Below are 19024 nucleotides of genomic sequence, written 5' to 3'. Positions count from 1 at the left end.
TATTCCCCTCATAAATATTCAAACATAAAACAACATGCTAAAACGCAAATTATTGTTTCTAAATATAAATGGGGAACAGGAACATACTTAATCTTATCTATACATATTAATTTCTGACGTGAATTTTTCATGGCTCATCGGGGGTATCCTTAATAGCAGAATTGAAGACAAAGAAGAACGAAGCGAGCGTGGAAGACTTTCTCAATACTGTGGAAAATGAGAAAAAACGAAGCGATTCTTTCACGATCATGGACCTGATGCAGGAAGTGACAGGTGAAGTACCCACCATGTGGGGAGACAGCATCGTCGGTTTTGGAAACTACACCTACAAATACTCCACCGGGCGAACAGGAGAATGGATGCTAACCGGATTCTCACCCCGGAAGCAGAATCTCACCCTCTACATCATGCCCGGCTTTGAGCAATATGATGATCTGCTGAGCAGGCTCGGCAAGTACACCACGGGTAAATCCTGTCTCTACATCAAGAAGCTGGAGGATGTGGATCAGGATGTGCTACGGGAGTTGGTGAGACTGTCTGTGGAATATATGAAAGAAACAAGTGAATGAGATCCACTCTCTTTTTTTATTCGGATTTTACTATAGTAGGATTGATATAGACTGTTTTACAATTATTTAATGGGTACTAAACTAATGGAGTCGGGGTTAGAACATGGATATGGAACAATTTGAAGGCAAGGTCTTTTGTCAGAGTTGTGGAATGCCTCTGGAAAAGGATGAGGATTTTGGAACCAATGCCGATGGCTTAAAGAGTGACGAATATTGTAATTATTGTTTCCGCAATGGTGAGTTTATACAACCTGACATAACTCTGGAAGAAATGATCGAACAATGTTCCAGAGCAATGGATGAATATGGAATTGTGTCCCTGGAAGAAGCAAAAAAGCTGAGCCAGCAGAACATTCCAAAGCTCAAGAGATGGAAATGATCCTTGATCTTATCTTACATGTGTCGCAGACCACAAAGCAGATCGTTATTTGTGGCGAGAAATTGCTTTCAAATTCACCTAAACTCATGAACCTGAGTGATAATCAGCATAACATAAGGGAGTTCTGTTAATGAACGGACAGATTCCCATGCGATACATTGAAAATAAAAGCAGAATACTTGTCAATACCCCATTGTACTTTTTCCTGTTCATGCTTTTTATGATAGCAGGTACTCTTGGATACTATCTCCGTACAGAAGACGAATTCGCACCTGCCATCATACTCTCCGTTCTGTGGCTGATCTTCTGGAAGAACAGCAAAACAGGAGGACGAACGTTTCTTGTTGTTGCATCCGTTTTTGGATACATACATGAATTACTGGGTGTACAATACGGATATTTTACATACCTAAATGGAATTATAGGGAATGTTCCGATCTGGATATTGCCCGGGTATGGAGCAATTTTCTGGTCCTCTTACAATTTCTGGAAGATATTCGAAAACCAATTTTCTGAATCTAAATGGTTTCATTTTACAGATCATTTTATTATCCTGAGTCTTTTGATGCTTGTGGTGGCAGATTACAGTTATTTTGACCTGAAAGAGGATTCACTGATCATATCTGTTAAATTAATAATTGCATTTATGCTGATCAGAAATTTCGACCTGTTAAGACTTGCATACTTCACAGGAGTCTTCACGCTTCTCAATGAGATCTCAGGAGAAATACTTGGAACATGGTCACACCGGAACTTTTCATTACTTTCACTTATGGCAGGATACATTTTCCTTCTCTGGTTATGCCTGTCGATAGCCGAGGTAAAGGAAGCAAGTAAAGGAAAATATCATGAAAAGAGCCATCTGATAAGTTACATATCCGCATTCAAAGGACTCGTGGATGGGCGGAAAGAATGGACAAAAAGAGAAGCAACTGCCGCATTTATGATTATGTCATATTACACGTTGTCTTTGCTTGGGATAATTAAAGTCTGAACATATTATATTTCTGAGAAACAGATAACTGATACAAAGCTTATTAAAGGTTAAGTACGCTATATAAAGTAAGCCTTTTTTCAAGGTTTTAGTAATTTGTAAAGATTTCTTTTTCGTTCTGTGAACGCTGAACAAATGTTCATTCTTTCATTATATTTGTTATGGGGCCAACATGTGCAATAAACCAAAATGTACTTTTTACGGTGAAGCTAACGATATCAATGCTTTGATCCACTGCGTTATAAGAGCATTGGATAAAGCAAATATGCAAAAAGAGAAAATCGAATACATCAGAAAGATCAATCGTGATGGAAACATGTTCGATTCAGCTATCAAAACTTCAAGTAACTATGTAGAATTTGTGGAAATTGAATAAGTTTCACAAATTACTTTTTTAAATTAAATAATGTGTTCACTCTTTGTAGATAATTCTGAACAGAATGTTACAGATATTCGATAAAGAGGAACAATACATACCATTTACTAAAAAATAAAAAGACAGATGGACCAATGAAATCTGTTCATTTTGCTAAAAAAGATACCCCGATCTGTTTGAGGGTAAATCAACATAAATTATACTAAATGAAAAAAGAAGGTCATAATTGGATCATATATTAATTCCCTGACCATCTGAAGTCAATGATTGGAACTATAAACCAATCGAAATGATATACAATATTTATTGATTTTCAAGTACCACTTCACTTTTTTGTAGAAATATCTATACCATGACGAAACTTATGCAATAAGGTTAACTTTTCGACAAGATAACTTTATATGTAATACCGTTACCCCTGTAGCAATCAGATCCTTGCTAAAAAGCCAATCAAACGAGTTTCAAAAATGGAATCAAACGATATCTCCCTGAAGACAAAAATCCTTTTTTATGGACTTATAGGTGCTTTTTTAGTGCTATCAATATCTGCAATAGTCACTATTTCTACGGTAACGGACCAGCAGGAGGAAATGGCATATCAGCAGTCCATAGAAATGACCAGAAATTATGCGAATTATTTCGATGGTAATACCAGAACAAATCAGGGTATTGTTAAAACGATCTCAACAACACTGAGCAATTATGAGAATGCTGACAGGGATGAGGTTAACGAAATACTAAAGGGCCTGCTCCTGGAAAATCCCCAGCTGGTCGGAGTTTATGTTGGCTATGAACCCAATGCTTTTGACGGGAGAGATGCTGAGTTCATAGGAGAGGAAGGACATGATGAGACCGGAAGGTTTGTGCCATACTGGAACAGAATCGATGAGCAGGTAAGTGTCGAGCCTCTTGTAAATTATGAAACATCAGAATATTACCAGGGTCCAAAGGAACTCAAACAAAATGTGGTCACAGAACCTTACCTTTACCAGGGAATACTGGTGGTGAGCTATGATTCTCCTATAATCATCAATGATGAGTTTGTTGGAGTTGCCGGGGTCGATGTGTCGCTTAACTATTTTGATGAGGTCGTCTCAGAGGTTTCTGCTTTTGAAAATGGTTATGCTTTTGTCACAAGTAATAGTGGAAAACTGTTGACCCATCCGGAGCATAAGGAATGGATCGGGACAAAGACGTTAAATGATTTTGATGTAGCGGAGATATCGGAAATGGCAACCGATATCAAAGACGGGAAAAATGGATACATAGAAACAGTTGACCCTGCCACCGGCAGAGAGGTTGTGATGTTCTATGAACCTATCACTGAAGGGACCTATAGTTTCGTACTCTGTGCTCCAAAAGATGAGATGCTTGCAGGAGTAGCGATCCTGAGGAACAGGCTGCTATTTATGTCGGGTTTTTCAATAATTCTCGTAGGCGGGGTCGCTTATATGATCTCACGATCTACAGACCATTCCATCAAAAAGATGTCAAATGATTTTAAAGTGATATCTGATAATGCATTAAACGGAAATTTTGATACAAGGGCCGATACAAATGTGCAGGTTGATTTTAAAAAGATCCCTGTGGGTCTCAACCAGATACTGGATAATATGAGCAAGCTCACAAAGAGCAATGTAAGATCAATGGCTGCTTTGCAGAGATCGGAATCTAAATTCAGATTATTCTTTAATAATTCCAATGATCCAACCGTAATATACGATTTAGAAGGTAAAATCCTGGAAGTGAACGAAGTTGCTTGTGAATTCACAGGATACAGTCGGGACGAAATGCTGAGTATGGTAATAAGTGATCTGGATTCTCCTGAATATAAATCAAAAGCATCTGATAACGTCAAGCAATTGTATGAGGAAGAAAGTGCCATATTTGAAAGCACGGCTTTCTGTAAGGATGGTAGCCTTGTCCCCATAGAAATAAGCAACCGTATTATTGAGTACAATGGCAAGCAAGCCGTGCTATCCACTTCCAGAGATCTCACTGAACGCAAGAACGCAGAAAAAGCCTTGATCAAGAACGAAGAGATGCGTAAAAAGGAGATACACCATCGTATTAAGAACAACCTGCAGATCATATGCAGTTTGCTCGACCTTTGCGCTATGGAGTTTGATGATAGTTCCGTTGTCCAGGCATTTATGGAAAGCAGGGGCCGTGTTGTCTCGATCTCGTTGATCCATGAAGAACTTTATCAGTCAACAGATATGGAAAGCATCAATTTTGCAGATTATGTCCGGAAGTTGTCAGATGAACTCATCAGTTCATATTCCGTTGATAAGGATGTTGAACTGAAGCTTAACGTTGAAGATATCTTTTTGGGTATGGATATAGCGATCCCTCTTGGAATAATCATAAACGAAATGGTGACCAATTCCCTGAAACATGCTTTCCCGGAAAAATCCGGTCAGATATGCATTGAACTGCATCATCCGGATGAAAATGAATGCGTACTGATCGTAAGTGATGACGGAATAGGCTTCCCTGAGGAAATTAATTACAGGAACAGCACTACGTTAGGGTTACAGTTGTTGAACACGCTTGTCGACCAGATCGGGGGAACCATTACTATGGATTCCACTTCCGGAACTGCTTTTTCAATTGTATTCAATGAACTTTGAAATGAGGGTCTCTTAGTGACTGGAAGTACTTTAAGGCACGAAGGATAAGACAATATATTTTGAAAGTTTCTATTCATCCAGGTATAATCAAAAATTAGAAGGAAATTCAAAAGATTTATCATATAAAAAATACGATCAATAAGCTCAAATATATCCTCTTTTTGAGATTACAAATATACCATGAATTTTAAGAATTTTTTGAAAATTGGTTTCTATTATGGAACTAACAATTAATACTTCATAATAATAGGTTTCGATTTTGCATAAATATATCAATGCCATTTAATCTATTATAGTATAGGGATAGTTTGGTCAATCAATATCATATACGAGAAGATATTGAAGTCTCTCTATGAAAGATGACAGGATGACATGTCAAAAAGACATGTGTATATGGTGGAGCGGGAATGTCTGAAATAATAATTAGAGAATTAAGAGAGGATGAAATTCATTTATGGGATGACATTGTAGCACAATCACCTCAGGGAACAATAGTTCATGAAATTAGCTGGCTGAGAATTATTGAAAAACACACAAATTCTAATTTGCATCTATTAATTGGTTGTTTGGGTAGCGAAATTATTGCAGCGATTCCATTATTTTCTAAAAAAAAATATTTTTTAAATGGCTTCTATTCTCCAATTAGTGGTGCAATGATCCAGCATTTGGGTCCCATATTTCCAAATTATGATAGTCTTAAGCAGGACAAAAAAGAGTATTATTTTCGGGAATTCTGCTTAAAGTTAGATCACTATCTCAATTCAAATAAAAAATCAGACTTCATACTTATAGAAACATCACCAAATCTACTTGATGCACGCCCATTTGTATGGAATCGTTATGATGTAACTCCAAAATATAATTATGTAAAAAACATTGAAGATTTGGATTCCACATGGAATGATCTTAAAAAGCAGATCCGTAAAAACATATTAAACTGCGAAAAAAATGATGTCGAGGTCTATGAAGGAAATCTTGAGGACTATAATTTCATAATTGAATCACTTTCCAGACGTTTAAGTGAACAGGAAGTTGAACTTCCACCTTCAAAAGATTATTTTTTAGATTTGTATCACAAATATTATCCAGACAACCTGAAAATCTTCATGGCAAAGTATGATGGAAATCCGGTTACGGGGATAATTGCAACTACCTACAAAGACAAAATTTCAATATGGGTTGGTGCTACTAGAACTGATACAAAGGGCATTTATCCTGTCGATCTGATCCAATGGAAAATAATGGAATGGGGCCACAAAATGGGTTATAAATATTGTGAAATACAGGGTGCAAATATGCCTTCCATTAGCTATTTTAAGTCACGTTATAATTTCGATTTAGAAATCTATTATAGTGCAAAAAAGGAAAATAGGAAAGTAAAAATAGCATTACAATTTAAAAAATTATATGGGGTAGTTGAGGGTCTTATTAAGTAATTTTGCAGACCGGATGCTAAAATCAGATTATAAAGTTAATTGTAGTCATTGAATTTGTACAATAATGAAAATTAGAGAGTTTGTAATAAGAATCTCCACACATTGAGTTGTCAATTTAAGATTTGTGTTCTTCAATTTAATTGGGAATAGTGAAATAAGAATGTCTGATCTTGAAGTTAGGGAAATTGATCCTTCTGAATATGGACTCTGGGATGATCTTGTAAAAAGTTCTCCACATGGTACAATATTTCATACAAGCGATTGGTTGATCATTTGCAGAGATGTCCTTGATGAAGATCTAAAGATATATGGCTGCTTTAAAAATGATGAATTAGTTGGCGGTTGCTCTCTTTTTATCAGAAACATTAAAGGAATCCTGAAGATTGCGTCCTCGACATCTAAACTAACTCCTTATGGAGGGTTAGTTATCAAAGCATTTCCTAATGCTAAAGAAAGGATAAGGGTACAGGAAACTCATAAGATAATGAATTCTTTGAGAGAATTTCTTTGTGACCAGAATTTTGATAGTATGTGCATAACATTATCCCCTAATTTTCTTGATGTAAGGCCATTTACATGGAATGGATGGAAATCTGCTGTTTTTTATGCTTATTATGTTGATCTACAGTCAAACATCGATGAAAATATTTCAAAAAACATAAAACGAGATATTCGGAAGGCTCGTGAGGCAAAAATAAACACAAAACGTTTTGACGACTACAAGATCTTCTATGATCTATTTTCCATGACCTTCAAAAGGCAAAATTTGAAACCACCTGTGCCAATTGAATTTTTTAGAAGAGTATTTGAATTTATTGAATCTAAAAAAATAGGTTACATGTTGGTTTCAGAAACAGAAACATCAGAAGTTGTTGCAGCACATATCAGGTTATATGATAAAGATAAACTATGTGCCTGGTCTGCAGCCTCAAATCCGGATTTTAGAAAAGCTGGATCTAATACTTTGCTTTATTATGATGAGTTCAAAAAACTACAAGGGCAAAAGTATTCATATATGAATATGATGGCAGCAAACACTCCTCGATTTACTAATTTTATAACTGGTTTCAATCCAAAATTAGTTCCCTATTATTCAATTAGCTGGAATACAAAAAAAGATGTTGTTTTGAGACGATTGTGTAATGTCATGAAATGATTTAAAAGTAAATCTCTTTCTCTGCACCACTATTTTTCTCCAGGTTATGGATTGAGTTAATCGAGACTTTTATTTACTGTTACTTCTATTATATATTAGGGGGAATTATCCAAATGAAATTATATGGTATGATTTTCGTAGTACTTTTGGCTTTTATTACCATTGGTACAGCCTCTGCAGACACGATCACGGTGAATAACAGCACCGGAACAATAGCAAACTATACTTCGATACAGGACGCTGTAGATGCTGCAATAAATGGTGATACTATCCTTGTATATTCAGGAACGTATACAGAAATTGTGAGTGTGGATAAAGAATTAACAATCGAGTCAGACTCCGGGAATCCGGATGACACCATTGTCCTGATAACCTCTCCGAGCAATTATGTAATTTTGGTAGAGGAAAACAACGTAAATATCAATGGTTTCAGTGTGGTAGGATTGAACAACAATACCGGAATACTCCTCAGTGGAGTTGAGGGTTGTACTATTTCTGATAACGTTTTATCAGACAACTTTGCCGGCATCAGGCTTGATCATTCCAGCAATAATGTGGTAAGTGGTAATAATGCAAGCTTGAACAACGATACAGGTATCGGTTTGCAAGATTCCAGCTATAATACATTGAACGACAATACTGCAAACCTGAATCTCGATGTAGGTATCTGGCTGTCGAACTCAAGTAACAATATGCTGAGCGACAACACTGCAAACCTGAATACTGAAAAAGGTATTGGCTTGCTGGATTCCGATGATAATACATTGGATAGGAATATTGTGAACCTGAATACTGAAACAGGTATCGATCTGCTGAATTCCAACAATAACATCTTTGATAGCAACAATGTTTTGAATAATTCAGAGGGTATCATCCTTGAAAATTCCAGCATTAACAGACTGGAAAGTAACATTGTTTCATATAATCTTGATGATGGTATTTTCCTTGAGAATTCTAGTGATAATATGCTGCTTAGTAACACTGCAAACTGGAATGGTAATGTAAGTGATGATTCCGCTTATGCAGGTATCAAGCTTCTGTATTCAATTAACAACACGCTGAGTAGCAATACTGTAAGCTGGAACGATGATACGGGTATTGGTCTGTTTGATTCCAATAACAACATCCTGAACAGCAATGTTTTATCGTATAACCTCGACGACGGTATTTATCTCGAGAATTCCAACAACAACACGCTGAGTAGTAATACTGCTTCCGATAACTATTACGGTATCAGGGTAGTAGAATCTAGTGACAACGAATTGCTCGATAACATCGCAGATTTGAATGAACACGCAGGCATAAGCGTGCGCCAGTCCAGTACTACCAACACGTTGAGCAACAACACTGCAAACTCGAACGTTGACATAGGTATTGGTCTGCTGAATTCCAGCGAAAACACGTTTACAGATAACACTGTGTCGAATAACTCTTATGGTATCTATGTCGAAAATGCCAGCAGTAATCTGCTTTTCAACAATTACTTCAACAACACAAACAATGCCAATTTCTTAGGTACCAACGATAATACCTGGAACACCACAAGAATTGTTGGAACAAACATTGTTGGAGGTATCTACCTTGGTGGAAACTTCTGGGCAGATCCGGATGGCACAGGTTTCAGCCAGGTCACTGATGATCTGAATGGAGATGGTATCTGTGACGAGCAGTATAACCTCACAGATCCTGTATTTGATATTGATTTCCTGCCACTCAGTATTGTTAACGATGATCTGCTGCCTGTGATCAACATAACCTCACCTGCAGATGGATCAGGCACAAATGTAAGTTCAGTTACGGTTTCCGGTCTTGTCAATGGAACCGGATCAATGCCATTGGTAACAGTTAATGGAGTTGCTGCAGCAACCACTATCGTCGATTTCGATGGAACTTTCACAGCGACTGTTCCGCTGGTTGCGGGTTCTAATACCATTTATGCAAATGTTACCGATGCTGCCGGGAACACTGGCACAACATCTATGAATGTTTTCTTTGACGAATTTGACCCAGTGATCAACATAACCTCACCCGCAGATGGTTCTTCTACAAAATCAAGTTCAATTACAGTTTCCGGTCTTGTTGATGGAACCAATTCAGTGCCGGTAGTTACTGTCAATGGTGTTAATGCTGCAACTACACTTGTAGATTACAACGGTACTTTCACAGCAACGGTACCTCTGGTTCTGGGTTCTAACACCATTTATGCAAATGTTACCGATTCTGCCGGGAACACCAACACCACATTTGTAAATGTCACACGCACATCTTCATCCTCTGGTAGCGGAAGCAGCAGTGGTGGCGGTGGCGGCGGTGGTGCTACCGGTGAAGCCTTTGAGAATATTCTTGTAAAAGATGCTGCAACATCTAAAGTGATCACAGGAGAGTTGTCAAGATATGACTTTGGTGAAGAGAAATGCCACATTATATATGTTCAATTCAGTGGCTTGATCAATGCCGGTCAGATCAGCACACTTATTGAGGTTTTGAAAGATACTTCAACTCTTGTAGATTCTTCAGCTCCAGGAATCGTGTATCAAAACATGAACATCTGGGTTGGCAATGCTGCATTTAGCGATGACAAATTAGAAGATTCTGTTATAGGTTTCAGGGTAAGCAAAGAATGGCTATCTGAAAATGGAATTGACTCTTCCAGTGTTAGTCTATACCGCCATAATGGTGGAAAGTGGAACCAGCTTTCTACAAACAATGTCGATGAAGATGATGAATACATCTACTTTGAGGCAAGAACTCCTGGATTCTCACCGTTTGCTATAAGCGGTTTTGAGGAAGGAGCTGAGATTGTGCATGGAGAGGACAACACAACAGCATCAGAAGATGACGCACCCGCAGAAGAGAATGAGGATTCACAACCAGAGCCTAATGGTATTCCATGGATCTCAACAGGATCAATGGTCCTGATACTGGTTGGAGTCCATTTGATAATGAGGAAGAGAAACTAATACTTCACTTCCTCTTTCTTTTTTATATTAAACTTATAGTGTCTCCTATTAGAACAGAACTTCATCATTCCTGAAATTTCAATCTAATCTTATTCTATTACTTATTAGGCAAGTGAATAGAGACATTTATTAATTAGTACCCCTATTATAAATAGGGGAATTATTCAAATGAAAATATATGTAACAATTTTAGTAGTACTTTTGAGTTTAGTGACTATTGGATCAGTATCTGCAACTACATTTACTGTGAATAACAGTATCGGACCAGTAGCAGATTATACTTCGATAAATGCTGCTATCAATGATGTGAATACAAGTAATGGAGACACAATTCTTGTTTATTCCGGCATATATACAGAGAATGTCGATGTGGACAAGGAGATGACGATTCAGTCACATCCAGATAATTCGGAGGATGTAATTGTTCAGATTTCCAGTCCAAATCCTTATGTATTTAATGTTGTTGCAAACAATGTCATTATCAATGGCATTAATGTGGTGGGATCAAATGATAACATTGGAATACTTCTCAATGAAGTTGAGGGGTGTACTATCACTGAAAACAGCTTATCGAACAACTTTGTAGGTATCAGGTTGGATCAATCCATCAACAACATGGTTAGCTATAACATTGCAACCTTGAACAACGACACAGGTATTGGTCTGTTGAATTCCAGTGACAACACGGTGAGCAACAATATTGTAACCCTGACCAACGATACTGGTATTTGGTTGTTCAATTCCAGCAGAAATGTGCTAAGCAGTAATAATGCTTCATTTAATCTTGAGTTTGGAATCAGACTGCTACAATCTGGTGACAACACACTGGAAGATAACACTGCAACCCTGAACGATCATGTCGGTATAAGTTTAGGTGAATCCAGTAATAACAATATTCTTACTGATAATACTGCAGAATCGAACACTGACATCGGTGTTGGTCTTTTGGATTCCAGTGACAACACGTTGACTGGTAACTTTGTATCGGGTAACTCTTATGGTATCTGGATGGATTCTTCCAGCAACAGTCTCATTTATGACAACTATTTCAACAACACAGATAATACCAACTTCTTAGGGTCTAATAACGGAAATATTTGGAACACTACTGTGGCTGCTGGATCAAATATAATTGGAGGCTCCTACCTTGGTGGAAATTATTGGGCACATCCCGATGGCACAACAGGTTTCAGCCAGATGAATGATGATGCGGATTTCGACGGGTTCTGCGATTCACCTTTAAGTGAATATGAATTAGATCTGAATAACACCGATTACCTACCACTTAGTCTTGATGACATCGCTCCATTGATTAGTATTACTTCACCCGCAGATGGACTTTCCACAAAAGCAAGTTCAATTACAGTTTCAGGTCTTGTCAATGGAACCGGTTCGTTGCCAGTGGTTACAGTGAATAATGTTGCTGCAACGACCACCCTTGTCGATTTTAATGGCACTTTCACAGCAACGGTACCTCTTGTTGTCGGTGCAAACACCATTTCTGCAAATGTTACCGATGGCGCTGGAAACACCGACACAACATTTATAGCTATTACACGAACCTCTACTTCCTCAGGTGGTAGTAGTGGTGGTGTTGGAAATCCTGTAATCATACCAATTCAGGAAGAGCCTGAAGAGGAGGAAGAAGATGATACCTCTAATTCTGATGGTGTCGGTAATGCAACCATAATTACTCCGGAGCAGGAAAATACTGAAGATGAAGTTGTTGAAGAAAACCCAGAATTGGAGGAAGAATCAGAATCGGAAGCAGCTTCCGGATTTAGTATAATGCTGACAGTAGGTATTCTACTATCAACATATTTGATTTATACAAGGAAGGATTGATGATCAATTCTTCCAACCTGTTCTTTTTTAATCCTTATATTAAGACAACGTTTTTTTATTTGTTGAGTTCATGAAACCTATTTTTATTGCTGAAGAGGGATGATTAACCTATGAAGAAAACGATCATTGACATGCCTTATGCACACTGGAAGAAGATGGGATTTCAAAGAGTACTCTCCATTAAATGAAACAGAATACCAGGTGTGATCAACAGTTTTCCCGCAATGTTCATGTTAGAGAAAGATTGTATATCTGAAGGAGGTAATTTAGTATTACCCAACTATCCTAGATTGGAATTAAATATTTGGCCCCACCAGAATAATGTTTCATTAAGTTTGATTTGGAACAATTGATTATAAAAATCAGAAACCGGAATCAAGATTTAGAACCGATGAATTGTTTTGAATAGATTATACAATGGTTTATTCCAGTATACCCGGAAATAAGGCACCAATTTAGGATTAAAACCTGAAGCAAATTTTGCTAAATGAAGACTATTTGCAGACATGATGTTTATTTCTTTGAACTCCCTATCTTTAAAGTCCTGACATGTATCGTACATAAGAAAAGAAGTTGATCCAGTATAGTTCAATTCTTCATTTGAAGCTGCAGCCCAACTATATGCCCTTTTATTGTCCCAAATTGTTATTTCGGAAGATGCAAACTCATCAGAAGGTGTTTTCATAAACCGCATTTCACCGCAATTTTTAGATTCAAATAAATCCATCATGTTTACAAAAAATTTTTTGTCTGCTGGTGGTTTAAGGTTATGTTTTGCAAAAGTCATTGTATAAAGTTCATAAAAAGCGTCAATGTTGTTTATTTTTGTTATTTGTAAATCCAGATTAATTGCTTTTTTAACATTAGACCTGACATCTTTTGAAAAGGATGCATAAAGATCTTTGTTCAAATCCAAATAGTATGCATAGAAAACATCACAACCCCATTTATTCCATTTGAAAGGCCTTATATCTAATAAATCAGGAGAATTAGTAATTTCGATGCTAATAAAGCCTTCATTATAAAGCGAACTGCACAAAACACTAACCCACTTTTGTTGTTCTTGAAGCTGTTTTCTTACCTTAAAGCTGGGAAATTGTTTGAATATAACTCCGCCATAAGGTGTCATAGGGCATGTAGAAGATGCTATTTTAGAGATATTTTTAAGTTTGTGCACAAAAAGAGAGCAACCACAGACCAGTTCATCATTTTCAAAACAACCATATATTTTTAGTTTTTTGTTGAATGATTCACTACATCTTGTTAACCAGTCACTGCTATGAAAAATTGTAGCATTAGGAGATAATTCAACCAATTGGTCCCATATTTTGTATTCTCGTTTATCTAATTCCCTTACTTCAATTTTACACATATCTGCAATCCCCGTTACAAGAATATTAACTCAAACTCCCAATATATTATTGGTTAAAATAATACTTAAATGACATACAATAAAAACTTATTTTATTTTATAGATTATAGCCTAATATCTTAATATAAATAAGAAATAGACTCTTTTTTTGTCTATTCTTTTTTAGGAATAACAGCCTTCGAAAAATCTAAATTTATACAGAACCAAAAAAAGAGATAATTAATATCTCCTTTTGTAATACATATAAAAAACAGCATTGCAAAAAAGCATAGCCAAACCAATTCCTGATAGTATTGAAGCAAGACCATGTGCTGTGATGGTTTTTTCCAAAGGATAGAACACATTTAACAGACCTATAAACAAGAATCCAAACACAAAAATTGCAAAGGTCGTGCTAGAAGCCATCTGGCTAATTCTTTTTAATCTTTCATCTTTTCCAACAAGATCGTGTTTTTTCCTGTATGAGACCAGTAAAACCATCCAAACGATTGCAGCAATTATTGTCAAAGCTGCAATTGTAGTGTTTTTCTGCTGGATAGCCAGGTTTATTCCTATTGAAATTATGATCAATCCTGCTAGAATATATCTCTTATACGTCTTTTCATAAATTTGTTCAATCATTTCTACCATCACCAATAATTTTAATCCGTTTTAAAAATAAAAAGATCATCAACTGTTGTTTCGAAGAAAATAGCTATCTTGAAAGCCAATTCCAATGAGGGACTATATTTCCCTTGCTCAATTGCATTGATCGTTTGTCTTGTCACTCGCAATTCAAAAGCTAACTCTTCCTGTGTTATCTTTCTTTTTTTTCTAAATTCTTTGATCTTGTTTTGCACACAAAAGTAAAAGATGTTTTACTATATGAATATTATGTTTTTGTTAAACATGTTTTACAAAATATATCGTGATGTTTTCTTATGAAATAATCCTCAGAAGGCTGTTTGTGTTGGTAAGAGGGGTTATTCTGATCTGTTGAGAAAGAAGATCCTTGTTCTGTCTTACATCAAATGGAAAAAGATGGCTAAGGGAACGTTGCGTTACATGAAGTAGAATGACATGAGTGATAATCCATTTACTCTGAATTCTCATGTTATGGGGAGGTTGAAGAGGTTGGAGAACTGGGGAATTGTTGTTGAATGTCAAAAAGCTTATCTGCATTTACATTTTAGTTTAATGGTATGAATGATGAAGACAGGGACAAAATGGGTGATAATTCAGATATCTCCTCTATCCCCGGCTGGAACGCTTCACTTGCATCTGCATTTTCAGCCTATAAAGGACCATATATTCCCGGCAGGATCGTAACCCAACATAAGACTATATGGAATATCCTTACTGAAAAAGGTGAGTTGCAGGCAGCAATATCAGGAGCTATGCGTAAAGCCGGCAAGCAGCCGGTTGTCGGTGATTTTGTAGTACTGCTTGATCAAAGTGACCTTAATTCATACACCATTGTGGATATCCTTCCACGAACTTCCTGTCTTTCCAGAGGCTCCGCGGGCGATCTAAGTGAAGACCAGCTAATAGCTGCAAACATCGATACGATCTTCATCGTCACTGCAGTAGGGCATGATCTTAACCTGCGAAGGCTTGAACGATATCTAACCATCGTGTATTCTTCCGGTGCAAAACCTGTTATTCTAATTAACAAGATCGATCTCACTGAGGACCTGCCGGATGACCCATCAGCAACTATACAGGAGATAAAGGATATTGCTGGCGATGTTCCTGTGATAGCTCTTAGTGCTCTCTCAAAGACAAATCTGGAACAATTAGGTCCTTTCATGAAACCGGCTGAAACCATAGCACTCATCGGTTCTTCCGGAGTTGGCAAATCAACCCTCATCAATGCTCTTTTGCATCATGATGTCCAGAAGACATCAGGTGTTCGTGAAGATGACGATAAAGGCAGGCACACAACCACTGTCAGACAACTTTTCATTCTCCCAAATGGAACGATATTCATCGATAACCCGGGTATTCGTGAGATCCAGCTTGGAGATTCATCCGATGGCATTGACAGGACATTTTCCGATATTACTGAACTTGCTCAAAATTGCCGTTTCAAGGATTGTACTCATCGGAATGAGCCACGCTGTGCCGTCAGGGAAGCAGTCGATCTAGGAGTTATCACACAAGAAAGGCTTGATAGCTTTCATAAGCTGAACGATGAGCTGGCCTTCCAGGCAGATAAGGCTGAGATCGGTTTGAAGGGAGTGGAAAAGAAAAAGTATAAAGGAATAGCGCTCGCCAGAAAATATATTGTGTCTAAGAGGCAGTGAAGGAAAGGTTGAGGGGTCACTTATCTGTGTTCTTCTGTAAAATGAAGAACGTATAACCATATTCATCCGGGTGTTCTCTGAAGAGCTTTATCTCCCTTCTGTTAAAGCTAAGTATCTCTTCTGCCTCGGTGTTTCCTTTGTAGATATCACCGATGTCATCGACTCTTTTTTCCAGATTGTCGTAAAATTCCCACCAGGCAGAAGCTGGCAGTCTAAAGCTGTCAATGAGATCATATCCTACTGTAGTGATAACTTTTTCAGTGTCAGGTATGTTCTTGATATCAGGATAACAGTCCTGCCAGAACTGAACTACATCCGAAGAAGGTTCCTCCGTGAACCATGTGCTTTCTGTCAATGCAATATAACCCCCTTCTTTCAGAAACTGTTTCCAGTAGCTAAGTCCTTTTTCAAAACCAATGACAAAGATTGAGCCTTCTGCCCAGATGACATCGAATTCTCCTGCTTCAAAAGGCAGGCCATCCATGGAAGCACGAACCGTGGTGATCCTGTCATCAAGTCCTTCTTTAGTTGCATTTTCCATCAGCTTATCCAGAAAAGGCTGGTAAATGTCAGTTGCAGTGATGTGACAGTCGTTGCAGATCTTAGCAAGATGAATTGTCTGCATGCCCACACCGCAACCAATGTCAAGGATCTTACTGCCTGCAGGAAGGGAAGAAAGCAAATTAAAGGCTTTTTCAGTACACTCGTTACTACCCGGACCCTGTCTGGGCAATCCATCAAATATCTCAAAAATCGGTGATTCTGTCATAAATATATCAAACAGATAATTGCTTAAACCTGTTGTGGTCTCCTGATAATGATTGCGTTTTCATCAATGTTTTTCTTAAGATCCTTCAAGCTTCATAACAAAGATTATATGATGCCAAGTTGCACTCAACACCCAACTTTTCTACGAACAGTTCATATAATCCCTATGATATATTCAATATTATGAAATATAAAGTCCATCGCATAGATGTCAAGAGCGATAATATGCAGGATTATTTGGAACAGTTTTTAAATAACCTTAATGGAGAAGTAATTGCAGTAATTCCAAATGTTAAACCTACTTTCCAACTCATGGGAGCAACAGCTAAAGTAGACTTTCTATTAATTGTGGAAAAAACAGGGTAAAAATAAACATGTAGCAATTAGAAGTATTGCAGCATTAATTTTTCTAAATTGATGATCATCTCTTTTTCTATAACCATTGAGTTTGTCCTTTCTTGAACTGACTGATAAGCCTGCAGTATGTGGAGCATCCTCTTTTCTTTTTTATATAATACTATAGTTTTATATTATTAGTAATAGTAAAAAGATAGCAAAAGTATTATCTAGTATAAAATAGTCAAAATGTTCCAAATTATGAAACTCTACGTAATCTGTACCTGTGGGGAAAAAATCTATCTTGAATTTGATTCTCCAATTAGACTAAGAAGTGACTTGAATAGTTACATGACTGTTAAATGCCCCAGATGTAGAAATAGACGTAGAATTACAAATCGAAATGTATATGCTGAAAAATCTTCATCGGATGCAACAACTGGTGCCATAATTGGTGGTCTAATAGGATTATTAGCTGGACCTGAAGGCGCTTTGATAGGAGCAGGGTTGGGAAGTCTTATTGGAGCAGATTCAAACAAAAATGATGATAATGCAGTTAGGAGGTTCAATAGGAGTTGAACAGCAAACATTTTATTTGGATCTACGTTCTAGCGTTCATTTCTATTGCTGTAGCTTGCTTGCTAACCATCCTTGATCCATGTTTAGGAATGTACAGCCTTTCAGCAATTTCATTTATATTTATGGTTGCATATTCCTGCAAACGTATTAATGAAGACAATCCTGATCGATTTCATTATCAGATAGTTACCGTTAGCACAAAAAAGCAAAATAAAAGGTTTGATTTTGATTTAATAAGAGAGATATTGCAGAATTCTTTCTTCTTTACCTTAATGTTATTTGTAATTCTAAACGTTGTATCCTTTTTGTTCTTTGACATTTGGCCATGCGATTTGAAATTTACAATGGGAATTGTTGGATTCGATTGGATAATCCTATTTACAATGGTTATGCAAAATACTTACAATTTTATAATGGATAAGTGCGAAGAAGAAAGCAAATGTATCTAATCATATGGATAAAGGATCCAAGAATATAAATTTATTTATTCATGTGTGAGGAGATTATGGTTAACTAACCCATAAGCATATATCCATCATAATAAAATTATGATTACAAAGATGAATATTATTAATATTTTTAATAACCTTATTAAGAAGGATGAGAAAGAACTCTATTCTCTATTAGCAGTACTTACACCTATTGTTTTATGCAAACATCATTTTCCAAACAATTTTCCCGACAACGAATTAGTTTCTTTGATATCGGTTTTATTCTACATGATACTTTTTTTGGTTATTTATAAAATCCCAATTAACAAGAAGTTGTGCATAAATAAAAAAATGGTTAATAATGTAATAGTACCACTTATTAATACCAAATCCCAATTCGAAGAGGTTAAATTCAGTCTCGTCAATTTAAAAAATTCTTTTGTAGATGAATCCACAAATTCAGATTCATTTAAATATTTCTATAAATATCTCATCCAAAAAATAGATGGGAAAATTAATCAAACAGCCAGATTAATTAAAGAATTAGATGAGATCTCAGAAAAATATAATAATTTAGATCCAGAAGAAGTATATAAGCAAACGGTTGAAAAAAACCATAGAATGATGGTTTACCTGTTATTCATTACTTCTTTTGTTTTTTGGGTTTTAAAAATTCTTCCGTTTTCATCAGAGTTTAATATATTTATTATTTACAATATTATGGGATTTATTTTCCTATTTTTCTTGTTTATTCTTGTATTAATAGTTGCATACTATATTTCATATGTAAAATATAAGTTTGCAAAAAGTATTATGCTTTACTTAATACCCATTGGAATGTACTTTTTGAATTTCTCCTTAAAAAAGAGAAAGGATCAAACTTAATCAAAAATTGATTATTTTTA

The 19024-nt window shown here is 36.5% G+C and carries 17 protein-coding genes; 13 read left to right on the top strand and 4 right to left on the bottom strand.

Annotated elements, in window-relative coordinates:
- Positions 1 to 161 precede the first annotated feature (161 nt).
- From WOA13_RS01080 to WOA13_RS01040, 9 genes are all read left to right on the top strand, one after another.
- Complete coding sequence (locus WOA13_RS01080) at positions 162 to 569, top strand: DUF1801 domain-containing protein (RefSeq protein WP_342126155.1); 408 nt, start codon at positions 162 to 164, stop codon at positions 567 to 569.
- Between the two features lie 103 nt (positions 570 to 672).
- Positions 673 to 948 carry a zinc ribbon domain-containing protein gene (locus WOA13_RS01075; RefSeq protein WP_342126154.1) on the top strand — a complete coding sequence of 92 codons (276 nt, stop codon included), beginning with the start codon at positions 673 to 675 and terminating at the stop codon, positions 946 to 948.
- A gap of 130 nt (positions 949 to 1078) precedes the next feature.
- Entirely contained in the window at positions 1079 to 1942 is an 864-nt protein-coding gene (locus WOA13_RS01070; RefSeq protein WP_342126153.1) for a hypothetical protein, read from the top strand.
- 172 nt (positions 1943 to 2114) lie between these two features.
- Complete coding sequence (locus WOA13_RS01065) at positions 2115 to 2318, top strand: hypothetical protein (protein WP_342126152.1); 204 nt, start codon at positions 2115 to 2117, stop codon at positions 2316 to 2318.
- 533 nt (positions 2319 to 2851) lie between these two features.
- Positions 2852 to 4951, top strand: coding sequence for a histidine kinase dimerization/phosphoacceptor domain -containing protein (locus WOA13_RS01060; protein ID WP_342126151.1), 2100 nt, complete (start codon positions 2852 to 2854; stop codon positions 4949 to 4951).
- 407 nt (positions 4952 to 5358) lie between these two features.
- On the top strand, positions 5359 to 6387 hold the full coding sequence (locus WOA13_RS01055; protein WP_342126150.1) for a GNAT family N-acetyltransferase: 1029 nt from the start codon (positions 5359 to 5361) through the stop codon (positions 6385 to 6387).
- 160 nt (positions 6388 to 6547) lie between these two features.
- On the top strand, positions 6548 to 7543 hold the full coding sequence (locus tag WOA13_RS01050) for a GNAT family N-acetyltransferase (RefSeq protein WP_342126149.1): 996 nt from the start codon (positions 6548 to 6550) through the stop codon (positions 7541 to 7543).
- 113 nt (positions 7544 to 7656) lie between these two features.
- Positions 7657 to 10503 (top strand): NosD domain-containing protein, encoded by a 2847-nt coding sequence (locus WOA13_RS01045; protein ID WP_342126148.1) that lies wholly within the window; start codon positions 7657 to 7659, stop codon positions 10501 to 10503.
- Positions 10504 to 10671: 168 nt separating this feature from the next.
- Complete coding sequence (locus tag WOA13_RS01040) at positions 10672 to 12348, top strand: NosD domain-containing protein (RefSeq protein WP_342126147.1); 1677 nt, start codon at positions 10672 to 10674, stop codon at positions 12346 to 12348.
- Positions 12349 to 12730: 382 nt separating this feature from the next.
- Here WOA13_RS01040 and WOA13_RS01035 read toward each other — a convergent pair whose 3' ends face one another.
- The 3 genes from WOA13_RS01035 to WOA13_RS01025 form a co-directional block, all read right to left on the bottom strand.
- Positions 12731 to 13720, bottom strand: a complete 990-nt coding sequence (locus WOA13_RS01035) for a GNAT family N-acetyltransferase (RefSeq protein WP_342126146.1) — start codon at positions 13718 to 13720, stop codon at positions 12731 to 12733.
- 219 nt (positions 13721 to 13939) lie between these two features.
- The gene (locus tag WOA13_RS01030; protein ID WP_342126145.1) at positions 13940 to 14341 is read right to left on the bottom strand and encodes a DUF2178 domain-containing protein; all 402 of its coding nucleotides are present in this window, start codon (positions 14339 to 14341) and stop codon (positions 13940 to 13942) included.
- 20 nt (positions 14342 to 14361) lie between these two features.
- Entirely contained in the window at positions 14362 to 14559 is a 198-nt protein-coding gene (locus WOA13_RS01025; protein WP_342126144.1) for a helix-turn-helix transcriptional regulator, read from the bottom strand.
- Positions 14560 to 14901: 342 nt separating this feature from the next.
- On the opposite strand from WOA13_RS01025, the gene rsgA reads away from it, so the two are divergent.
- Positions 14902 to 16005: a ribosome small subunit-dependent GTPase A gene (gene rsgA / locus WOA13_RS01020; protein WP_342126143.1), complete on the top strand. Its 1104-nt coding sequence runs from the start codon at positions 14902 to 14904 to the stop codon at positions 16003 to 16005.
- A gap of 16 nt (positions 16006 to 16021) precedes the next feature.
- On the opposite strand, the gene WOA13_RS01015 is transcribed toward rsgA, so the two are convergent.
- Positions 16022 to 16774 carry a class I SAM-dependent methyltransferase gene (locus WOA13_RS01015; protein WP_342126142.1) on the bottom strand — a complete coding sequence of 251 codons (753 nt, stop codon included), beginning with the start codon at positions 16772 to 16774 and terminating at the stop codon, positions 16022 to 16024.
- Positions 16775 to 16956: 182 nt separating this feature from the next.
- Between WOA13_RS01015 and WOA13_RS01010 the strand changes: the two genes are divergently transcribed.
- The 3 genes from WOA13_RS01010 to WOA13_RS01000 all read left to right on the top strand — a co-directional run bounded on the left by WOA13_RS01010 (position 16957) and on the right by WOA13_RS01000 (position 19004).
- The gene (locus tag WOA13_RS01010; protein ID WP_048193046.1) at positions 16957 to 17139 is read left to right on the top strand and encodes a hypothetical protein; all 183 of its coding nucleotides are present in this window, start codon (positions 16957 to 16959) and stop codon (positions 17137 to 17139) included.
- A 231-nt stretch (positions 17140 to 17370) separates the two neighbouring features.
- Entirely contained in the window at positions 17371 to 17688 is a 318-nt protein-coding gene (locus WOA13_RS01005) for a glycine zipper family protein (RefSeq protein WP_342126141.1), read from the top strand.
- A 548-nt stretch (positions 17689 to 18236) separates the two neighbouring features.
- On the top strand, positions 18237 to 19004 hold the full coding sequence (locus WOA13_RS01000; protein WP_342126140.1) for a hypothetical protein: 768 nt from the start codon (positions 18237 to 18239) through the stop codon (positions 19002 to 19004).
- The last annotated feature ends 20 nt before the right edge of the window (positions 19005 to 19024 follow it).

Origin of the sequence: Methanococcoides sp. LMO-2, from assembly GCF_038432375.1 — an archaeon.
In the GTDB taxonomy this organism is placed as follows: Archaea; Halobacteriota; Methanosarcinia; order Methanosarcinales; family Methanosarcinaceae; genus Methanococcoides; species Methanococcoides cohabitans.
Note: the sequence above shows the minus strand (reverse complement) of the source record. Positions and strands in the feature narration are given on the sequence as shown.

What these genes read in the sequence shown, in the direction of transcription:
- WOA13_RS01010 (WP_048193046.1), top strand. Translation starts at nt 16,957, where the DNA reads ATGAAATATAAAGTCCATCGCATAGATGTCAAGAGCGATAATATGCAG.
- WOA13_RS01035 (WP_342126146.1), bottom strand. Translation starts at nt 13,720, where the DNA reads ATGTGTAAAATTGAAGTAAGGGAATTAGATAAACGAGAATACAAAATA.
- WOA13_RS01030 (WP_342126145.1), bottom strand. Translation starts at nt 14,341, where the DNA reads ATGATTGAACAAATTTATGAAAAGACGTATAAGAGATATATTCTAGCA.
- WOA13_RS01075 (WP_342126154.1), top strand. Translation starts at nt 673, where the DNA reads ATGGATATGGAACAATTTGAAGGCAAGGTCTTTTGTCAGAGTTGTGGA.
- rsgA (WP_342126143.1), top strand. Translation starts at nt 14,902, where the DNA reads ATGAATGATGAAGACAGGGACAAAATGGGTGATAATTCAGATATCTCC.
- WOA13_RS01065 (WP_342126152.1), top strand. Translation starts at nt 2,115, where the DNA reads ATGTGCAATAAACCAAAATGTACTTTTTACGGTGAAGCTAACGATATC.
- WOA13_RS01055 (WP_342126150.1), top strand. Translation starts at nt 5,359, where the DNA reads ATGTCTGAAATAATAATTAGAGAATTAAGAGAGGATGAAATTCATTTA.
- WOA13_RS01040 (WP_342126147.1), top strand. Translation starts at nt 10,672, where the DNA reads ATGAAAATATATGTAACAATTTTAGTAGTACTTTTGAGTTTAGTGACT.
- WOA13_RS01045 (WP_342126148.1), top strand. Translation starts at nt 7,657, where the DNA reads ATGAAATTATATGGTATGATTTTCGTAGTACTTTTGGCTTTTATTACC.
- WOA13_RS01070 (WP_342126153.1), top strand. Translation starts at nt 1,079, where the DNA reads ATGAACGGACAGATTCCCATGCGATACATTGAAAATAAAAGCAGAATA.
- WOA13_RS01000 (WP_342126140.1), top strand. Translation starts at nt 18,237, where the DNA reads ATGATTACAAAGATGAATATTATTAATATTTTTAATAACCTTATTAAG.
- WOA13_RS01005 (WP_342126141.1), top strand. Translation starts at nt 17,371, where the DNA reads ATGAAACTCTACGTAATCTGTACCTGTGGGGAAAAAATCTATCTTGAA.
- WOA13_RS01015 (WP_342126142.1), bottom strand. Translation starts at nt 16,774, where the DNA reads ATGACAGAATCACCGATTTTTGAGATATTTGATGGATTGCCCAGACAG.
- WOA13_RS01050 (WP_342126149.1), top strand. Translation starts at nt 6,548, where the DNA reads ATGTCTGATCTTGAAGTTAGGGAAATTGATCCTTCTGAATATGGACTC.